The sequence below is a fragment of the Tenacibaculum gallaicum genome (assembly GCF_003387615.1).
Taxonomy (GTDB): Bacteria; Bacteroidota; Bacteroidia; order Flavobacteriales; family Flavobacteriaceae; genus Polaribacter; species Polaribacter gallaicus.
In genome coordinates this window covers 70,355-91,225 of the sequence record NZ_QUNS01000010.1, presented here as the reverse complement: position 1 = coordinate 91,225, position 20,871 = coordinate 70,355, and the positions used below count along the sequence as shown (strand labels likewise).

The 20,871-nt window shown below is 34.1% G+C and carries 18 protein-coding genes; 8 read left to right on the top strand and 10 right to left on the bottom strand.

Annotated elements, in window-relative coordinates:
- Positions 1–863 precede the first annotated feature (863 nt).
- The 7 genes from C7448_RS14530 to C7448_RS14500 all read right to left on the bottom strand — a co-directional run bounded on the left by C7448_RS14530 (position 864) and on the right by C7448_RS14500 (position 9,024).
- Positions 864–1,292: an META domain-containing protein gene (locus tag C7448_RS14530; protein ID WP_115902136.1), complete on the bottom strand. Its 429-nt coding sequence runs from the start codon at positions 1,290–1,292 to the stop codon at positions 864–866.
- A gap of 10 nt (positions 1,293–1,302) precedes the next feature.
- On the bottom strand, positions 1,303–2,304 hold the full coding sequence (locus tag C7448_RS14525; RefSeq protein WP_115902135.1) for a PliI family lysozyme inhibitor of I-type lysozyme: 1,002 nt from the start codon (positions 2,302–2,304) through the stop codon (positions 1,303–1,305).
- Positions 2,305–2,579: 275 nt separating this feature from the next.
- A complete protein-coding gene (locus C7448_RS14520) occupies positions 2,580–4,388 on the bottom strand; it encodes an acyl-CoA dehydrogenase family protein (protein ID WP_115902139.1) in 1,809 nt (602 codons plus the stop codon).
- A gap of 119 nt (positions 4,389–4,507) precedes the next feature.
- Positions 4,508–5,698 (bottom strand): acetyl-CoA C-acyltransferase, encoded by a 1,191-nt coding sequence (locus C7448_RS14515; protein ID WP_115902134.1) that lies wholly within the window; start codon positions 5,696–5,698, stop codon positions 4,508–4,510.
- Positions 5,699–5,744: 46 nt separating this feature from the next.
- Positions 5,745–6,098, bottom strand: a complete 354-nt coding sequence (locus C7448_RS14510; RefSeq protein ID WP_115902133.1) for a four helix bundle protein — start codon at positions 6,096–6,098, stop codon at positions 5,745–5,747.
- A 40-nt stretch (positions 6,099–6,138) separates the two neighbouring features.
- Positions 6,139–8,544, bottom strand: a complete 2,406-nt coding sequence (locus C7448_RS14505; protein WP_115902132.1) for a 3-hydroxyacyl-CoA dehydrogenase/enoyl-CoA hydratase family protein — start codon at positions 8,542–8,544, stop codon at positions 6,139–6,141.
- 18 nt (positions 8,545–8,562) lie between these two features.
- Positions 8,563–9,024, bottom strand: coding sequence for a MarR family winged helix-turn-helix transcriptional regulator (locus tag C7448_RS14500; protein ID WP_115902131.1), 462 nt, complete (start codon positions 9,022–9,024; stop codon positions 8,563–8,565).
- 190 nt (positions 9,025–9,214) lie between these two features.
- On the opposite strand from C7448_RS14500, the gene C7448_RS14495 reads away from it, so the two are divergent.
- The 4 genes from C7448_RS14495 (at position 9,215) to C7448_RS14480 (ending at position 13,822) form a co-directional block, all read left to right on the top strand.
- On the top strand, positions 9,215–10,144 hold the full coding sequence (locus tag C7448_RS14495) for an ABC transporter ATP-binding protein (RefSeq protein WP_115902130.1): 930 nt from the start codon (positions 9,215–9,217) through the stop codon (positions 10,142–10,144).
- 3 nt (positions 10,145–10,147) lie between these two features.
- Positions 10,148–11,470, top strand: coding sequence for an ABC transporter permease (locus C7448_RS14490; RefSeq protein WP_115902129.1), 1,323 nt, complete (start codon positions 10,148–10,150; stop codon positions 11,468–11,470).
- A gap of 103 nt (positions 11,471–11,573) precedes the next feature.
- Complete coding sequence (locus tag C7448_RS14485; protein ID WP_115902128.1) at positions 11,574–12,473, top strand: mechanosensitive ion channel family protein; 900 nt, start codon at positions 11,574–11,576, stop codon at positions 12,471–12,473.
- Positions 12,474–12,658: 185 nt separating this feature from the next.
- On the top strand, positions 12,659–13,822 hold the full coding sequence (locus tag C7448_RS14480) for a sigma-54-dependent transcriptional regulator (protein WP_115902127.1): 1,164 nt from the start codon (positions 12,659–12,661) through the stop codon (positions 13,820–13,822).
- Positions 13,823–13,893: 71 nt separating this feature from the next.
- Here the strand turns inward: C7448_RS14480 and katG are convergent, their stop codons facing one another.
- Positions 13,894–16,092, bottom strand: a complete 2,199-nt coding sequence (gene katG / locus C7448_RS14475) for a catalase/peroxidase HPI (protein WP_115902126.1) — start codon at positions 16,090–16,092, stop codon at positions 13,894–13,896.
- A gap of 286 nt (positions 16,093–16,378) precedes the next feature.
- On the opposite strand from katG, the gene C7448_RS14470 reads away from it, so the two are divergent.
- The 3 genes from C7448_RS14470 (at position 16,379) to C7448_RS14460 (ending at position 17,677) form a co-directional block, all read left to right on the top strand.
- Positions 16,379–17,020, top strand: a complete 642-nt coding sequence (locus C7448_RS14470) for a peroxiredoxin (protein ID WP_115902125.1) — start codon at positions 16,379–16,381, stop codon at positions 17,018–17,020.
- 88 nt (positions 17,021–17,108) lie between these two features.
- A complete protein-coding gene (locus C7448_RS14465; RefSeq protein ID WP_115902138.1) occupies positions 17,109–17,417 on the top strand; it encodes a thioredoxin family protein in 309 nt (102 codons plus the stop codon).
- A 2-nt stretch (positions 17,418–17,419) separates the two neighbouring features.
- A complete protein-coding gene (locus tag C7448_RS14460; protein WP_028892839.1) occupies positions 17,420–17,677 on the top strand; it encodes a DUF6952 family protein in 258 nt (85 codons plus the stop codon).
- Between the two features lie 61 nt (positions 17,678–17,738).
- Here the strand turns inward: C7448_RS14460 and C7448_RS14455 are convergent, their stop codons facing one another.
- Positions 17,739–18,632 carry a LysR family transcriptional regulator gene (locus C7448_RS14455; protein ID WP_115902124.1) on the bottom strand — a complete coding sequence of 298 codons (894 nt, stop codon included), beginning with the start codon at positions 18,630–18,632 and terminating at the stop codon, positions 17,739–17,741.
- Positions 18,633–18,742: 110 nt separating this feature from the next.
- Between C7448_RS14455 and C7448_RS14450 the strand changes: the two genes are divergently transcribed.
- Positions 18,743–19,366, top strand: coding sequence for a LysE family translocator (locus tag C7448_RS14450; protein WP_115902123.1), 624 nt, complete (start codon positions 18,743–18,745; stop codon positions 19,364–19,366).
- A 46-nt stretch (positions 19,367–19,412) separates the two neighbouring features.
- Here C7448_RS14450 and C7448_RS14445 read toward each other — a convergent pair whose 3' ends face one another.
- Entirely contained in the window at positions 19,413–20,765 is a 1,353-nt protein-coding gene (locus C7448_RS14445; protein ID WP_115902122.1) for a TrkH family potassium uptake protein, read from the bottom strand.
- Between the last annotated feature and the right edge of the window lie 106 nt (positions 20,766–20,871).

The following is a 20,871-nucleotide window of genomic DNA, read 5'->3' as shown; positions in this document are numbered from 1 at the left end:
AATTGGAATAGAATAAAACAAGAATTAATTATTAAATTTGGTAAAAGGTTTATAGAAAACTAAAAATAAGTTGACACACTTTATTGAATACTCCCTCTTACGGAAACCCATAAGCTCAGCTATTTAGGGAATAAAAGATGTTTTAAGTGTCATTAAAGGTAGCACGGGTCGCTAATATCACGGCATGCTCCGAAGACACCACGGCACGGGTCGCTAATATCACGGCATGCTCCGAAGACACCACGGCATGGGTCGCTAATATCACGGCGTGCTCCGAAGACACCACGGCACGAGTCGCTAATATCACGGCATGCTCCGAAGACACCATGGCACGGGTCGTTACTATCACGGCGTACTCCGCAGACACCACGGCATGGGTCGCTAATATCACGGCATGCTCCGCAGACACCACGGCACGGGGCGTTAATATCACGGCATGCTCCGAAGACACTACGGCACGGGTCGCTGATACTACGGCGTGCTTCGCAGACACCACGGCACGGGTTGCTAATATCACGGCGTGCTCCGCTAACACCGCGGCACGGGTCGCTGATATCACGGCATGCTCCGCTAACACCGCGGCATGGGTCGCTAATATCACGGCATGCTCCGAAGACACCACGGCACGGGTCGCTGATATCACGGCGTGCTCCGCAGACACCACGGCATGGGGCGCTGATGCCACGGCATGTTCTCTGCTTTTACATCTGTATGGATTCAACCCAACATTCACTATATACTTATTAGCGGACGCTGCCTTTGGAAATAAAAAATAAACCTCATACCAACAAACCAAAAAAAGGTTATATAGTATGAGGTTTCCCCTAAGTTATTAATTCTTTTAAAGTAACAACTATTATGAATTATTCTTCAGTAGTTATTTTTTTAAAGCGCATCATGGTTACATCGTCCATTAATAAATTTAGTTTTCCTTCTAAGTCAAAACTATACTTGTTTATTTTTTTAATGGTTTTTAAAAACTCTTGTTCTCCTTGTCCGCAGTACATCATAGTTGTTGGTCCTGGTTCTCCAAAAGAAATAGCATCTTCTTCTCCTAACGTAAATTCAGCAGCATAACCGTTACAACCATTGTTTCCTGTAGCCTTCTTTGTTTCTTTATCAAACGTAAGTTGTGGCTTTTTATCAGGAAACAATCCCTCAAAAGCAATTCTTGGTCCAGAAATGTATTCTAGCTCCCAAGTAGTATTGTATAGTTGATCAGCAGCCTCTTTTTTAGTACAAGACACTGTGATTAATAGAATAGTTGCGAATAAAAATGATAGTTTTTTCATAATAAATAGTTTAATTGTTGGTGTTAAAGTCAGTTGAGTTTTTTACTACAAACTTTCTTGATGCTTCACCATCAACCAATTTATAGTTAATTTGTCTAGTACCACCAGTTGGGGTGGCATTGGTATCTTCTTTTGTATAAATAGGAAAACGTTGGGCTAAGGTAGTTTCAATAATGGTAAACTCATCATGCCCCATATACCCTTTGCTCAATTCTTTGTTTTCAGTAATAGGAGGGAAGTATATTTCACTCATCGATTTTTTGTTATTAACAGAATATCCAATTACGTTACCATAACTTCCACTTCCGTCAGATTGTGTATAAATTAATACTTCTGGAGAACCATCAGAGTTTAAATCTTCAATTTCAACATCAACAACATTACCGTCAATGTTTTGAGTAACAGCTGAGTTATCAATTTCTAACCCGTAAGGAGCTACTGTTAACTCGGTTTCCATTCCATTTTTTTGAGTAGAAATATTAAAGCCAACTCCTTGTAAGGTCACATTTTTTCTAAAAATGGTTTTGTCTATTTGCGTTTGGTCTAAATCACCATCAATCTTATGGTACGAGCCTGCAAGACTTCCACCGCCAGAACAGTAAAAGTTTAAGAAACTATTGTCTTCTTTATTTGCGGTGGCAATAGAAATTTGTTTGTTTTTAAAAGAAAATACTACAGTTTTATCGTTTATAACAGCTTTGTAGGTACTGTCATTCGCTTTTTTAGCAAGAGCGTCAAAAGTACAGGTAGGTTTTTTCTTGTCAGCTCGCGAACGAACAGCAATTTTTATATTGTCATTTGCGGCTGGTTTTACAGTAACAGAAACCCAGTCGTATCCTTCATTTCTTTTTTCATATTCTGAAGAAACGTAGTTTCCAGTAACATCGGTCGTTGTAGTAACTGTCTCTTGGTTAGAGTTCTCTTGCGCGTCTGTTTTTTTTGCTTCGTTTTTACAGCTAACCATGGCTAAGAAAACCATTCCTAGTAGTGCTGTAGTGTTAAGTTTTATCATGCTATCTTGTGTTTTTTTGCATTCGGGTACAATAAATATACCATTAAATATATAAAAAAACGTTTTAAGAAAACCTTAAGACTCTTAGTTTTATAGTAAGTTGATATGGTAGTGTATAGAATTAGTAGTGTGTTTTGAGAGCATAAAAAAAGACCGCCAAAAACTAATTTGACGATCTTTTAAACAAACAACTAAATTCTAAAACCTATAAAAGTTGAAGAAAAATTTTAAAAACTACCTATGCTTGTTAGCAACATTAGGTAGTTTTAATATGTTTAGAAGCAGTATTTATTTTCTGCTTTTAATTTTTCTGCGATTGTGTCACGTAACTCCACTACGTTAGGGTAGTTTGCGTATTTAGTAAAACGCTTAAGTCCCATTAACATCATACGTTGCTCATCACCTTCAGCGAAAGAAATAATTCCTTCTCTTGCGCTTTTAGTAATAGTTTCTACAGCATTGTATAAGTATAACTTAGCCATTGCAATCTGTTCTTTTTGAGCATCTTCACCAAAACGCTTCACGTTCTTTTCAGTTCTTAAGATTCCAGACTCTGCCATGTATACTTCAATTAAAATATTTGAAGCAGCAGTTAATAATTGTTGGTGTTGCTCTAATTCAGGACCAAATTTTTGTAATGCAGCCCCTGCTACCATTAAGAATACTTTCTTCAATTTAGCTAGTATCTCTTTTTCTTCTGAGAATAATTCAGAATAATCTGGAGTGTCAAAAGAAGGAATTCCCATTAATTCGTTTTGAACTGCCATTGCAGGATTTAATAAATCTACATGACCTTTCATGGCTTTTTTAACTAACATTCCTACCGATAATAAACGGTTAATTTCGTTAGTTCCTTCGTAAATACGAGCAATACGAGCATCTCTCCAAGCAGACTCCATTGGAGTTTCTTCAGAGAATCCCATACCTCCGTAAATTTGAATTCCTTCATCAGCACAGTTTTGTACGTCTTCAGAAACAGCTACTTTTAAGATTGAACATTCAATAGCATACTCTTCAACACCTTTTAATTCTGCATCTTGATGAGAGTTTCCTTCCGCTTCACGAATAGCAATTCTATCTTCAATATTTTTAGCAGCTCTGTATGATGCTGACTCACCAACATAAGCGCTAGTAGCCATTTCAGCTAACTTCATTTTAATTGCACCAAACTCTGAAATAGGAGTTTTAAATTGCTTACGCTCATTCGCATAGTTTACAGCGTGGCTAATAATTCTTCTTTGAGAATCTAAACAAGCCCCCGCTAATTTAATACGACCAACGTTTAAGGCGTTCATGGCAATTTTGAATCCACCACCACGAACAGATAGCATATTTTCAGCAGGAATTAACGTATCGTTGAAAAATACCTGACGTGTAGATGATGCACGAATACCTAATTTGTGTTCTTCTTCTCCTAAAGTTACTCCGTTAGGATTGTTCTTATCATATTCTAAGATAAAACCAGTAATGTTTTTATCGTCTTCGATACGAGCAAAAACGATGAAGATTTCAGCAAAACCTGCATTAGAAATCCACATTTTTTGTCCGTTAATTTTATAGTGCTTTCCGTCTTCAGTTAACTCAGCAGTAGTTTTACCTGAGTTAGCATCCGATCCTGCTCCTGGTTCAGTTAAACAGTAAGCTCCAAAACGTTCACCCATAGCTAATGCAGGAACATATTTTTGCTTTTGCTCTTCAGTACCATATAAAGTAATTGGCATGGTGCCAATACCTGTATGTGCACCAAAAGCAGTACTAAAAGATCCTGTTCCACTTGAAATGTAATCACAAGTTAACATTGTAGAAACGAATCCCATTCCTAATCCGCCATACGCTTCAGGAACCGCTACACCTAAGAATCCTAATTCACCAGCTTTACGCATAGTTTCTTCGGTAAGTGCATAATCTTTCTTTTCAAAACGGTCTTTATGAGGAATGATTTCACGGTCGTTAAATTCTTTAACCGCATCACGCATCATTGTTTGCTCTTCTGAAAAATCTTCAGGAGTAAATATATCTTCGCATTTTGTTTCTTTTACTAGGAACTGCCCTCCGCGTAAAAGATCTTTTGTTAATTCTGACATAATCATAGATTTTAGTATTTAGTAGTGAGTATTGAGATACTAACTACTTTTATAATTTTATTACTTATTTTTTAAAAGAGATGAGAAAATTCTCAATACTCAATACTTATATCTTAATTCTAATTTAAGAATTCAAAAATACCTGCAGCACCTTGACCGGTACCTACACACATCGTTACCATTCCGTATTTGCTATTCATTTCACGCTTACGCATTTCATCAAATAACTGAACAGATAGTTTACCACCAGTACATCCTAATGGGTGACCTAAAGCAATTGCTCCACCATTTACGTTAACGATATCCGGATTTAAACCTAATTCGCGAATAACAGCTAATGATTGTGAAGCAAACGCTTCGTTTAGTTCAATTAATTCAATATCACTTTGTTGTAAACCTGCTTGTTTTAATGCTTTTGGAATTGCTGCTATAGGACCAATTCCCATAATACGAGGTGGTACTCCTGCTGCTGCATAACTTACTAAACGAGCTTCTGGTTGAATACCTAGCTCCTTTACCATATCTTCACTCATTACCATTACAAAAGCAGCTCCGTCACTTGTTTGTGATGAGTTACCAGCGGTAACAGAACCATCAGCAGCAAATACTGGACGTAACCTTGCTAAGGCTTCTACGCTAGTTCCACGACGTGGACCTTCGTCTTTAGTAACTTTATAATTTCTTGTGGCACGTTTTCCGTTTGCATCAATGTAGGTTTCTTCTACATCGATTGGTGCTATTTGATCTTGAAAACGATCGCTATCTAACGCTTTTAAAGCTTTCATGTGCGATTCGTAAGCAAATTGATCTTGATCTGCACGAGATACATTGTATTGTTGCGCTACTGCTTCTGCAGTATTACCCATTCCCCAATAGTAATCTTCGTGACCTGCGTTTACGATATCGTAGTTTAATTCTGGTTTAAAACCTGTCATTGGTACAGAACTCATGCTTTCTGCTCCACCAGCAATAATACATTCTGCCATTCCAGATTGAATTTTTGCTACAGCCATACCAATTGTTTCTAATCCTGATGAACAGAAACGGTTTACGGTAACTCCAGGAACATCTACAGAATCTAATCCGATTAACGAGATTATTCTTGCCATGTTTAATCCTTGAGAACCTTCTGGCATTGCGTTACCAACAATAACATCATCGATACGCTTTACGTCGAATTCTGGCAACTTTTCCATCATATACTTGATGGTTTCAGCAGCTAATTCGTCAGCTCTTTTAAATCTGAACACACCTTTTTTAGATTTCCCTACGGCGGTTCTATATCCTTTTACTATATATGCTGTTTTCATTTTATTTTTAGTATTGAGTATTGAGGTTTTAGTATTGAGTGAATGTTTAGACGTTTAATTTTTGCTGAAAAACATAATTCATTTTCTGAATTTCAATACACAACTCAATAATAGGTTGTACTTTATCTTTATGTATTAGGTTCAATTCAATAACTAATAGTAATTGCGTTTGAAGTTCGTATGTAGAACCATTTGCAATACTCAAAAAGTGTTTGAATTCTTTTTGTGAATTTCTACCAGCTCCTTCTGCTATATTTGAAGGAATCGAAATAGCACTTCTCTTTATTTGAGATGTTAGCCCGAATTTTTCATCCGATGGTAATTCTGAAACAAGCAGATAGGTAGCTTTTGCTAACTCTATTGATTTTTGCCATATTTTTAAATCTTCTACTTTATGCATTTCTAACTACTTAATACTAATATCTCAATACTATTCGCAACTAGTTGCGAAGTGGTTTACCAGTTTTTAACATGTGCTGAATACGCTCTAACGTTTTACGTTCTGTAGTTAAACTTAAGAAAGCTTCACGTTCAAGGTCTAATAAATACTGCTCAGTAACTTTTGTTGGTTCTGATAAATCTCCTCCAGCCATTACGTAGGCTAGTTTGTTTGCAATTTTCTGATCGTGTTCAGAAATATATTTAGAAGCTTCCATAGAGTCTGTTCCTACTAAGAACATACCTAAGGCTTGCTTACCTAATACTAAAACATCTTTACGTTTTGCTGGTTGTGTATACCCTGCTTCTGCTAATAATATAGCGTGTTTTTTTGCTTCTGCTATTTGACGGTCTTTGTTTACAACCACAACGTCTTTTCCTTTCTGTAGTAAGTTTAAGTTGTACGCTTCATAAGCTGAAGTTGCCACTTTTGCCATACCAATAGTTAAGAAGTGTTCTTGTAATACATTTAATTGAACATCACCAGTGTGGAATAAGTCTTGAGCTCTTACAGCCATTTCTTTAGATCCACCACCACCAGGAATTACGCCAACTCCAAACTCTACTAATCCGATGTAAGTTTCAGCAGCAGCAACTACTTTATCTGCGTGTAATGATAATTCACAACCACCACCTAACGCCATTCCGTGAGGAGCAGCAATAGTAGGAATTGCAGAGTAACGCATACGCATCATGGTATCTTGGAAATATTTGATAGCCATGTTTAACTCATCGTACTCTTGCTCAACAGCCATCATAAAAATCATTCCGATGTTGGCACCTACTGAGAAGTTTGCAGCTTGGTTACCAATTACTAATCCTTGGAAGTCTTTTTCAGCTAAATCAACTGCTTTATTTAATCCAGCTAAAACATCACCACCAATAGTGTTCATTTTAGATTGGAATTCACAGTTTAAGATTCCGTCTCCTAAATCTTCAATAACAACACCAGAGTTTTTGAATACCTCAGTAGTTTTACGAATGTTATCTAAGATGATAAATGAATCTTGTCCTGGTTTTTTAACTTGTTCTTTTGCTGGTACATCGTAGTAATATGTTGCACCGTCTTTAACTGTATAGAAAGAGGTTTGACCACTAGCCAACATCTCTTTTATCCACAAGGCGGGTTCCGCCCCTTCAGCTTTCATTAATTCGATACCTTTTTCAACTCCTACAGCATCCCAAATTTCGAAAGGACCATTTTCCCAACCGAAACCTGCTTTCATGGCATCGTCTATACGATATAATTCATCAGAAATTTCTGGAATTCTATTTTGAACGTACGCAAACATAGCTGCGAAATTTTTACGGTAGAATTCTCCCGCTTTATCTTTTCCGCCAACTAATACTTTAAATCGGTCAATTGGCTTATCGATTGTCTTTGTTAATTCAAGGGTAGCAAATTTTGCTTTTTTAGACGGACGGTATTCCATCGTATCTAAGTCTAACGCTAAAATTTCACGCTTTCCTTCAGCATTTTTAGTTTTCTTGTAAAAACCTTGCTTAGTTTTGTTTCCTAACCATTTATTTTCCATCATGGTGTCGATGAAATCTGGTAACTTGAATAAGTCGTGAGCTTCGTCGTTAGGACAGTTTTCATAGATTCCGTTAGCAACATGTACTAAAGTATCTAATCCAACAACATCAACAGTACGGAAAGTAGCTGATTTTGGTCGTCCAATAACTGGTCCTGTTAGCTTATCAACTTCTTCAATAGTTAAGCCTAATTCTTTTACTTGGTGGAATAACGATTGGATTCCGAAGATACCTATACGGTTACCAATAAACGCTGGTGTATCTTTTGCTAATACTGAAGTTTTTCCTAAGAATTTAGAACCATAATCCATTAAGAAGTCAGTAACTTCTTGCTTACAGTCAGGTCCTGGAACAACTTCAAATAATTTTAAATAACGAGGAGGGTTAAAGAAGTGTGTTACCGCAAAGTGTTTACGGAAATCTTCACTACGTCCTTCGTTCATAAATTTAATAGGAATTCCAGAAGTATTGGTAGAAATTATAGTACCAGGTGTACGGTGTTTTTCAACTTGTTCAAAAACACTTTGTTTAATGTCTAAGCGTTCAACAACAACCTCCATAATCCAATCTACATCTTTTATTTTATGTAAATCGTCTTCAAGGTTACCTGTAGTAATTCTATCTGCAAATTTTTTATTGTAGATAGGTGATGGTTTTGACTTTAATGAAGCAGTCAAAGCATCATTTACCAAACGGTTACGAACTACTTTGTCTTCTAAGGTTAGTCCTTTTGCTTTTTCTTTGTCGCTAAGCTCTCTCGGAACGATGTCCAAAAGCAACACTTCAACGCCAATGTTAGCAAAATGACATGCAATACCTGATCCCATGATACCAGAACCGATAATTGCTACTTTTTTAATTCTTCTTGCCATTTGTTTGTTGGTTTGTTTTTATACAGCTTTATTGTCAATATCTTCGTCGTATATCAACTTGTCTGTAATTAGTTTGTTTATTGTTGTGGTTACTTTAAAGAAGGTGTCTAGCTCTTCTTCAGTAATATGTTCTCTTACTTTATTATTGAATTGGTATACGTGTCCTTTAGAAACTTCACGCATTTCTTTACCGTATTCGGTAAGTTTTAAAATAACGCTTCTACCATCATTTGGATTTTTCTCACGACATATAACCCCTTTGTCTTCCATGGTTTTTAATAAACGTGAAAGACTTGTAGGTTCCATTCCCATTAACGGTCCTAAAGCAGTTGAAGGAGTACCGTTTTCAGAATCTATATTCAATAAAGCAAAAGCCGTAGCCATAGTGCTATCGTGCTTTGCAGCTTGCTCATTATACATCTTAGCAACCGCTTGCCACGTGGCTCTTAATTGGTGATCTATTGATTTATCCTTATCCATGAATGCCAAATATATAAAATTTTATTATGCACGCATAGTATTTTGTAAAAAAGTTATGCATGCATAATAAAATTAACAAAAAATTAATCTTGTAACGTTTGAAGAGAACCGTATACTAATTGAGTATAAAAATATGTAAGTTTGTCACTGCTGTTTTTAAATAAACGGTAATTAATCAACTATAAAATCTATGAGCAATTTATTAGAAGTTAATAATGTAGTAAAGCGTTACGGCGATTATACTGCATTAAATAATGTGTCGATGCACATACCTAAAGGAAGTGTTTTTGGTTTGTTAGGTCCTAATGGAGCAGGAAAAACCTCTCTTATTAGAATTATCAATCAAATAACAATGCCTGATGCTGGTGAAATTATTTTAGATGGAGAGAAGCTAGCTCCTAATCATATAGAATATATAGGTTACTTACCTGAAGAACGTGGTTTGTATAAAAGTATGAAGGTAGGAGAGCAGGCATTATATCTTGCTCAATTAAAGGGGTTAAGTAAATCGGAAGCAAAGAAACGCTTAAAATATTGGTTTGATAAATTTGATATTGGAGCATGGTGGAATAAGAAAATTGAAGAGCTTTCAAAAGGAATGGCACAAAAGGTACAATTTATTGTAACGGTACTTCACCAACCTAAATTGTTAATTTTTGATGAGCCGTTTTCAGGATTCGACCCTATTAATGCACAACTAATAGCAAAAGAAATTTTACAGTTACGAGATGAAGGAGCTACGATTATCTTTTCTACACATAGAATGGAGAGTGTAGAGGAAATGTGTGATTATATAGCTTTGATTAATAAGTCGAATAAAATTTTAGATGGTAAACTAGACGATATTAAAAAAGAGTTTAGGACAAATACTTTTCAAATAGGGTTAGCAACTTCTAGCTCAAGAGAAGTGGAGCAGAAACTAAAACAAAACTTTGAAGTATTACCGGCAGATTTTAGATTGTTAAATGATGGGTTAAAGTTAAATGTAAAACTTACTAACGGAAATTCAGCGAACGATTTATTATCGTATTTAGCTACTCAAGGAGAGGTGCAGCATTTTGTAGAGTTGATACCAAGCGCTAATGACATTTTTATTCAAGCAATTCATAAAAACAGTTAACCAATGAAAAGATTACGATTAATTATAGAACGCGAGTTTATTGCTAAGGTTAGAAATAAATCGTTTATCGTCATGACTTTCTTAAGTCCGCTGTTAATGATTGGTATGGGAGCTTTAGTATTTTTCTTAATGAAGAAGAACGATGAAAAGGTTAAAAAGATAGTATATGTTGATGAGTCTGGAATGTTTTCTAAAGATGTTTTTAAAGATTCTAAAACAGTAAAGTATGAAGATTTTACTGCTTTAGGTATTGATGACTCTAAAAAGAAAGTTGAAGAAGGAGATTATTACGGAGCTTTATACATTCCGAAACAAGATAGTATAGAAGTATTGGCAAAGTCGATTGAGTTTTTCTCAAAAGATTCCCCAAGCATGTCCATCATGGAACGTTTAGAAGATAAAATTGATAAGGAGTTACGTCATAAAAAATTGACAAACTTCGGGATTGATATTGCACATATTGAAGAGTCTAAAATTTCATCAGAAATTAAAATGTTTAATTTTTCGGGTGAAAAATCATCAAAATTAATCAACGGATTAAAGATTGGTGTAGGTGCCATTGCAGGATATTTACTCATGATGTTTGTAATGATTTACGGTACATCGGTAATGCGTAGTGTAATTGAAGAAAAAACGAGCCGAATTATTGAAGTGATTGTATCTTCAGTAAAACCTTTTCAACTAATGTTAGGAAAGATTATAGGAAACGCTTCAGCAGGATTATTACAATTCTTTATTTGGGGAATTTTGTTTTTAGTGTTTAGTTTGGTAGCATCTTCTTTCTTTGGAATTGATATGATGGAAATGCAATCGGCAAAAGTATCGCCAGAACAAATGGAAGCTATTCAACAAACAGCAACCAATAAAGGTGAAATGATTGTACAGGAAATATTTAGATTGCCTTTAGTAAAAATGTTCTTTTTGTTCATTTTCTATTTCTTAGGAGGATATATGCTGTATAGTTCGTTGTTTGCAGCAGTAGGAGCAGCGGTAGATAACGAAACGGATACGCAACAGTTTATGATGCCTATTATGTTACCATTAATTTTAGCAGTATATGTAGGTTTTGCAACAGTTATTAATGATCCTCACGGACCAGTATCAGTTATATTTTCATATATACCATTCACTTCACCTATCGTGATGTTAATGAGAATTCCGTTTGGAGTTGCTTGGTGGGAAATAGCGATTTCTATGTTGCTATTAATTCTTACTTTTATGGTAATTGTATGGATTGCCGCAAAAATTTATCGTGTAGGTATTTTGATGTATGGTAAAAAGCCGACTTATAAAGATTTATGGAAGTGGATTCGCTATAATGGATAATTAACCTTTATGAAATGAACTGTAGCGTAATTAACTTAATATTGTCCGAAAGTGTTTAATAGTGAATTACATCTGACCAATAAAAAATAATAAGAACTAGCAGATGAAAGAAATAATAAAAGAAGTAACCGATTTTCTAAACCTTAGAATTCCTGTAGGAGGAAAAGAAATAGATATTACCATAAAAACGATTCTGTTTTTAATAATTGGTTTGATTCTTATTAAACTTCTATTGAAATACCTAAAAAGGTTAGCAAAAAGTAAACTAGAGCAAGAAGATAAAAATAAGTTTGATACTATTTTCTCTTTTACTAGTTGGTTGGCTTATGTAGTTATTTTTTCAATAGCCTTAAGTTCAGCAGGAGTTAATTTAAGTGCGATTTTAGTAGCGTCTTCAGCCTTATTAATTGGTATTGGTTTGGCGTTGCAAACTTTTTTTCAAGATATAATTTCTGGAATTTTTATTATTCTTGATAAAAGTGTTCACGTAGGTGATATTATTGAATTAGATGGAAAAGTAGGTAGGGTAGAGGAAATAAAATTAAGAACTACTAGGGCTGTAACTATTGATAATAAGGTGTTGGTGATACCCAATCATAAATATTTATCAAATAGTTTATATAACTGGACGCAAAATGGCACAACAACTAGAGAAAGTGTAACAGTTGGAGTGGCATATGGAAGTGATGTGGCTTTGGTGAAAAAACTATTAATGCAAGCGGCCAGTGAGCATCCAAAGGTGTATCAACACCCTGCTCCGTTGGTGCTTTTTGAAAATTTTGGAGATAGTTCGTTAAACTTTAAATTAATTTTTACACTAAATGATAGTTTTCAGGCAGCTATACCAAAAAGTGATATACGGTTTAAAATAGACGAACTGTTTAGAGAGCATAATATTAGTATTCCATTTCCTCAAAGAGATATACATATTGTAGACGCTAAAGGGTTAAATTTTGAAACCCCTAAAAAAGAAGATGAAAAACCTAAAGAGGAAACTAAGTAATTAGGATAAAAATATTTGGCTTGCTTTTTGAGTTGTAAAGACAAATAGTTCTTTCTTATAATAAAATAACGTTAATAGATTTAGAAGATGAAATAGGAGGGCTTTAAAAAATGATTTCTAGGTTTAAGAATTCATTAAACTAGTCTTTTCTCTTTTGGTCTTACATCTAAAAGTCTAAAAAAAATATGAGTAAAATATTAATAATTGAAGATGAGGCTGCAATTCGCAGAGTATTAAAAAAAATTATTACGGAAGAAAACGATTCCTATGAGGTTGAAGAAGCAGAAGATGGTTTGCAAGGAATTGAAAAGATAAAGAAAACAGATTATGATTTAGTTTTATGTGATATTAAAATGCCTAAAATGGATGGTGTTGAGGTATTGGAAAAAGCCAGAAAATTAAAGCCAGAAATACTAATGGTGATGATTTCTGGTCATGGGGATTTAGACACCGCAGTAAACACAATGCGTTTAGGAGCCTTTGATTATATTTCAAAACCACCAGATTTAAACCGTTTATTGAACACCGTAAGAAATGCTTTAGATAAAAAGGAGTTGGTAGTAGAAAATAAGCGTTTAAAAAAGAAGGTGAGTAAGAACTATGAAATGATTGGAGAAAGTGATGCCATTACTCATATAAAAGAAATTATAGAAAAAGTATCAGCTACCGATGCTAGAGTTTTAATTACAGGCCCTAACGGAACGGGAAAAGAATTAGTAGCACATTGGTTGCACGAAAAATCTGACCGCTCTAAAGCTTCAATGGTTGAAGTGAATTGTGCAGCGATACCTTCTGAGTTAATAGAAAGTGAACTGTTTGGACATGTAAAAGGAAGTTTTACAGGAGCAAATAAAGATAGAGCAGGGAAGTTTGAAGCAGCTAATGGAGGAACCATTTTCTTAGATGAAATAGGAGATATGAGTTTATCGGCACAGGCAAAAGTTTTACGAGCACTACAAGAAAGCCGTATTCAGCGTGTAGGTTCTGATAAAGATATAAAAGTAAACGTACGTGTTGTTGCTGCAACAAATAAAGATTTAAAGACGGAAATTGAAGAAGGACGTTTCCGAGAAGATTTATACCATCGTTTAGCAGTGATTTTAATTAAAGTCCCTGCGCTAAATGATAGAAGAGAAGATATTCCTTTACTAGTAGATTTTTTCGCAAAAAAAATATCAGAAGAACAAGGAATGCCTCAGAAACAATTTGAAGATAAAGCGATTAAGCAATTGCAAGAATACGATTGGACTGGAAATATCCGTGAATTAAGAAATGTTGTAGAACGGTTGCTTATTTTAGGAGAGAAGAAAGTGTCAGAAAATGACGTAAAACTATTTGCGAGTAAGTAAACTACTACTTAAAATAAAAGACAAAAAAAGAAGAGCATTTAGCTCTTCTTTTTTTGTAATCTAGTTTTAAATTAAGCTAAATCATACCTGTCAGCATTCATTACTTTAGTCCAAGCAGCTACAAAATCTTTTACAAATTTTTCTTTGTTATCATCTTGTGCATATACTTCAGCATACGAACGTAAAATTGAATTTGAACCAAATATTAAATCAGCTCTAGTTGCTGTCCATTTAGTACTTCCGGTTTTACGATCAACAATATTGTATAAGTTTTCCCCAGCAGGCTTCCATGAGTATGTCATATCGGTAAGGTTTACAAAGAAGTCATTACTCAATACACCTTCATTATCTGTAAATACTCCATGTTTTGAGCTTCCGTGGTTGGTTCCTAGTACGCGCATTCCTCCAACTAAAACAGTCATTTCAGGAGCAGTTAAGCCCATAAGTTGCGTTCTATCTAGTAATAATTCTTCAGGTTTTACAACATAATCTTTCTTTTGCCAGTTTCTATATCCGTCATGTAAAGGCTCTAAAACATCAAAAGATTCAGCATCTGTCATTTCAGCGGTTGCATCACCTCTTCCTGGAGTGAAAGGAACTTTAATATTAACACCACCTTCTTGTGCAGCCTTTTCAATAGCAGCACTACCTCCTAAAACAATTAAATCAGCAATACTAATTTTTTTACTTAGTCCTGATTGAATCTCAGTAAGCTTATCTAGGACTTTTTTCAATCTTGTTGGTTCGTTTCCTTCCCAGTCTTTTTGAGGAGCTAAACGAATACGAGCTCCATTAGCACCACCTCTAAAGTCGGATCCTCTATGAGTTCTAGCACTATCCCAAGCGGTATTGATTAGTTCGGAACGAGTAAGTCCGCTATTTAGTAATTTTCCTTTTAAATCTTCAATTTCTGCATCACTTAAGGTATAGTCAGCAGCAGGGACTGGATCTTGCCAAATAAGTATTTCTGCTGGAGCATCTGCACCTAAATAACGAGTATTAGGCCCTAAATCACGATGTGTTAATTTAAACCAAGCACGAGCAAATGTATCAGCAAAATACTCAGGATCTTTATAGAATTTTTCAGATATTTTTCTGTATTCAGGATCCATTTTCATCGCCATATCAGCATCGGTCATGATAGGATTTCTCTTTATGTTCGGATTGTGAGCATCTACAGGTTTGTCAGCTTCATCCATACTAATAGGCTCCCATTGCCACGCTCCTGCAGGGCTCTTTTTTGATTCCCATTCATGATTTAATAATAAATGGAAGTATGTGTTGTTCCATCTATCAGGTGTTGTTGTCCATGCACCTTCTAAACCACTAGTTACAGTATGTTCAGCATTTCCACTTCCTTTAGGATTCATCCAACCAAAACCTTGGTTGTGAATTTCTGCTCCTTCAGGGCTTTGACCCAAAGCATCAGCATCACCATTACCGTGAGCCTTTCCTACGGTATGCCCACCTGCAGTTAAAGCAACAGTTTCTTCATCATTCATTGCCATTCGCTTAAAAGTCTCTCTAACATCTTGTGCAGTTCTTAACGGGTCAGGTTTTCCGTCTACACCTTCAGGGTTTACATAAATCAACCCCATCATTACCGCAGCTAATGGATTTTCTAAGTCTCTATCACCAGAATATCGAGAGCCTTTACTTCCTGTTGGCGCTAACCATTCTTTTTCAGACCCCCAGTAAATATCTTTTTCAGGATGCCAAATGTCTTCACGCCCTCCAGCAAAACCAAATGTTTTGAATCCCATAGATTCATAAGCCATGTTTCCTGCCAAAATAATAAGGTCAGCCCAAGATAGTTTGTTACCATATTTTTTCTTGATAGGCCAAAGCAGTCGTCTAGCTTTGTCTAAATTACCATTGTCTGGCCAGCTATTTAAAGGAGCAAAACGTTGGTTTCCTGTATTACTACCACCTCTACCATCAGCAACTCTATAAGTACCCGCAGCATGCCATGCCATACGAATCATTAAACCTCCATAATGTCCCCAATCGGCAGGCCACCAATCTTGACTATTAGTCATTAAATCTTTCAAGTCATTTTTAACTGCTTCTAAATCTAATTTTTTAAATTCTTCAGCATACTTAAAATCTTTCCCTAAAGGATTGGTTTTGGTGTCATGTTGGTGTAGGATGTCTAAATTCAATGATTTAGGCCACCACTTCATAACGTTGTCATGTATTTCAGTATTAGCGCCTTGAGAAAAAGGACACTTTCCATTTTTACTAGAAGAGTGTGAGTGTATATCTTTCATATTTATATTTTTTATAGGTTAGAATACGATCAAATTTACGATAAAACAATGGATAATTTTTATCTATATTTTTTATTTTGATATAGTATTTTCTTATTGTTTGTTTTTTTTTGTTTGTAAGTTGTTGGTTTTTAAAAAGGTATTTGATTTATTGATTTTGTTGTTTTGATAGTATTGATTATTTTTATAGCGTAATAAAAAAATATTTTTAGATTCACTCTTTTAATGGTAAGAAACAAAATACATTTGTGCTCGTAAAAATTATTAATCAATAAAAAATTATAAAATGGCTACAGCAGTAGGAAAAAAATTTCCAAGTTTAAACGTAGATGCAATGAACGAAATGGGTGATACGTTTAAGTTAAATGTATTAGAAGAAGCAGTTAAAAACAAGAAAAAAGTGTTGTTATTTTGGTATCCGAAAGACTTTACTTTCGTTTGTCCAACTGAGTTACATGCTTTTCAAGCTGCATTACCAGAATTCGAAAAGAGAAACACCATTGTAATTGGAGCTTCTTGTGATACTCCTGAAGTACACTTTGCTTGGTTAAACCAATCTAAGGATAATGGAGGTATTGAAGGTGTTACTTACCCATTATTAGCTGACAGTAATCGTAATTTATCATCTATTTTAGGTATATTAGACATCTCTAACGAAGTTTACGATGAATCTACAGGAACTGTACAAGTTGAAGGAGATAATGTAACGTATAGAGCTACATATTTAATTGATGAAGAAGGAACTGTATTCCATGAAGGAGTTAACCACATGCCAGTTGGTCGTAACGTAAACGAATATTTACGTTTAGTAGATGCTTACACTCACGTACAAGAAAAAGGTGAGGTTTGTCCTGCAAACTGGGAAGAAGGTAAAGAGGCAATGCAAGCTAACGCTAAAGCTACTGCAGAGTACTTAGCAGCAATCTAAAATATAATTTAAGAAAGGAAACAAGTTCGTGTGAGATAAGTGAAGGGGTCGAGCACGAGCTCCTTTCGAAATGGATAATATAAAGACTATGGTACAAGAATTAAGTCAAGACAATTTATCAGAGGTTGTTACTGATAATAAAAAAGTAGTAGTACAGTTTTCAGCTACATGGTGTGGTAACTGCCGTATTATGAAACCTAAATTTAAAAAGTTATCTTCTGAAAATGAAGAGATGGTTTTTGTAATTGCAGATGCAGAGAAATTTCCAGAGAGTAGACAGTTAGCTGATGTAAGTAACTTACCAACTTTTGCTACTTTTATAGATGGTAAATTAGTGAATCAAACTCAAACCAACAAGTTTGATGTATTGAAGGATTTAGTAAACGAAGTAGCTTAATTATGAAATTACCAGTAATTAAACATTTAACTTCATTTATTGAAGAAAACGACCAAGATTACGTACTAGAAACTATTGAAACTCTTGAAGCTTTAACAGAGGTTCCATCGTTAAAAGATGAAGAATTAGACGTTATAGGAGAGTTAATCTCTAATATGTATGGAGCAATTGAAGTTGATAAAATGATTAAAGACGGAACACCTAAAAAAGAAGCGTTAAATAATTTTATGAAACGTGTTTTAGGTTCTATTGACCAATAGTTCTTTGTACGAGTACAAAAAAACAAAAACCTGAACATTTTCTAATGTTCAGGTTTTTGTTTTATACAAACTTTCGGTTGTAGTTTTTACCTAATTTAACTGAATATTCAATAACATTTTTAATAATTTTTCTATTGTCATTTTTACGCCAATTGATATAGAGCTCAGTATTTTCGGGTAGCGTAATAAAACGGATGTTTGTGTTTAAAGAAAACTGATAGGAGTAAGGTAAAATAGAAATTCCTAAACCTCTACCAATTAAATTTAAAATCATACTTCCAAAATCAGATTCAATATGAGTTTGTGGTTCAAAACCATAAGTGTTAAAAATAGTACGTAGTAATGAGGAAAAATAAGTTGTGTGATGTAAACCAGAAAGAATAAACTTTTCATTTTTTACATCCCTTAAATCTACAAATGAATCTTCTGTTACCCAATGATTTTTTGGAACTACAAGACAAACAGGTTCAGCATACAATCTTTCAGATAAAATAGAAGCATTTAAAACTTCATTTCTACTAAAAGCAAAGTCTATTTGATAACTAGAAAGAAGTTTTTCAAGTGTAATATCAGTAGGTTCCATAAGTTCTACTTTTAAATCAGGTTTCTCTTCTGAAAATATTTTGAGTAACTCAGGTAAATAGTTGTAAGAGATAGAACCAGGATACGCAATACTAACAAGTCCGGAAGAACCTTCATCAATTTTTTTAGCATGCTGATGTGTGCGGTCTAACTCGTCTAATAGAACGTCCCATTTTTTCTTAAGGAATACACCAGCCTCAGTAAGTTTTACATTTCTTTTATCTCGCTCAAATAAAGTAACGCCTAACTCTTCTTCTAAAGACTGAATTTGCCTACTTAATGACGATTGAGAGGTGTAAACTTTCTCTGCTGTTTTCCAAAAATGTAATTCTTCTGCTAGAATTAAAAAATACCGTATCTGTTGAATAGTCATTTTAATGCGTTTTTTGCATTAATCAGTCAAAAATAAGTATTTTTTAATAAAGAGAACTGCTGTTGCTTTGCATAAAAAAACTTTGTAATCATTTTTAAAAGAGTAACGAAATGGGAATTGAGAATTTTATTGCGTTTTTAGTAGCAACTGTTCTTTTTGTGTTAACACCAGGAATAGAAACAGTTTTTTTAATTAACAAGTCAATTAGTCAAGGACGAAGGTCTGGGGTGTATACTAGTTTTGGTTTAAATACGGGGGCTTTAGTGCATACGTTACTAGGTGCGTTAGGGTTGTCAATTATGATAGCAAAATCAGCAATATTCTTTGCATTAATTAAATATTTAGGAGCAGCTTATTTAATTTATTTAGGAGTAACAAAAGTGATGTCTAAAAAAGGATTGATAACAGAAACGAATGAAGGACAAAAGAAAGATTCAGCAAAAAGTAATTTTACATCAGGGTTTGTTACAAATATATTAAACCCGAAAGTTGCATTATTCTTTATAGCATTCTTTCCGCAGTTTATCACCCCAACAGAAATAGAAAATCCAGTTCCTTTTATGATTTTAGGTGTTATTTATGCAATAATGACTACTGTTTGGTACTTGGTTTTAACATCATTTGCAGGTACATTTTCAACTAAAATTAAAGAAAATGAAAAAATGGGTGTGAGATTAAATAAAATTTCAGGAGTAATATTTGTATTGATGGGGATACAAATAGCGTTTATGTAAAAATTATAAACCGATAGTGATTGATGTTTTGCTATCGGTTAAAAAATTATACAGCTAAATCGTCAGATTTTACTTTTTTTAATTCGTTTTGTTTTTGTTGTAATAAGGCAAATCCAAAAGTTAAAACACCAACCCTTCCTATAAACATTAGAATAATTAAGAAAAATTTTCCTAAGTTCGATAGGTCTCCAGTAATTCCAGTACTCAATCCAACAGTACCAAGAGCAGAAGCAACTTCAAACAGTATTTTGTCAAAAGAGAAGCTTTCACTATAAGAAAGTAAGAATGAGAACAAGAAAATTAAACTAGTATATAGCATAAAAGTAGATGTTGCTATATAAATTCTATCAAAAGGTATAACCCTGTTTAAAAAAGTAATCTTTTTTTGCCCTAACAATCTACTTTTTAATATAGAAATCATTGCTGTTAAAGTTGTAATTTTCATTCCTCCAGCTGTTCCAGATGGTGATGCACCTATGTACATTAAAAAGGTTAAGAGTAGTAATATTGGTAAAGAAAAACTACCAATAGGAATCGTATTAAAACCAACTGTTGTCATGGCAGACATTGTTTGAAAAAAAGAAGTCATCAACGAATGGTTGGAGTGTAGGGTTGAAGAAGGTTCCGATACGTATGTAAGTAATGTTCCTGAAAGTAATAAGAATATAAACCCATACACAATAACTTTTGTTGTGAAGGATATTTCTTTAGTCTTTCCAGAAAGTCGATACCATAAATCCGTAACAACAATAAAACCTAAAGAACCAGCTATAGCTAAAATAGAGATGGTTGTATTTATAAAAATGTTATCGTGATATCCTTCAAAACCATTGTTAAATAAACCAAAACCTGCTGTACAAAAAGACGAAATGCTATGAAAAATAGAAAACCAAATGGCTTTTAAGCTTTCCATTCCAGAATTGGTAAAAGCAATATAAAACAGTATAACTCCAATAGCTTCCATTACTAGAGTGAAAACAATAACACTTTTAATAAAGTCTTTTATTTTAATACTATTAGGTAATGTAAATTCAGTTCCTAATAATTTACTATGCCAATGCGTTATTTTTTTCGTAATAAATAACAAATAGTAGGTTGTTAATGTCATGTAGCCAATTCCTCCAATTTGTATGAGCATCATTATAATAAACTGTCCAAAGAAATTATAGGAATCAAAAATACTGATAGTAATTAGTCCTGTAGTTGATATTGCCGATGTTGAAATAAACAAATTATCTAAAAAAGATACATCTGTTTTATGAAATAAGGGAATGGATAGTAAAATAAAACCGATAAAGGTATATAGGAAGAATCCCCAAACTAAATTCATTTGAGGTGTTTTGCTAATTTGGAATTTTTTATACCAAACTGATAGCTTTTTATATATATTATTTTTCATTTTTTATAAAATAAAAATAACGACTAAGAAATACGTTACTTTAATAATTGAAGTTTTTTTTAGCATTTGTAGGCAGGTAATACTAAGCAACAAATTTAATCAATTA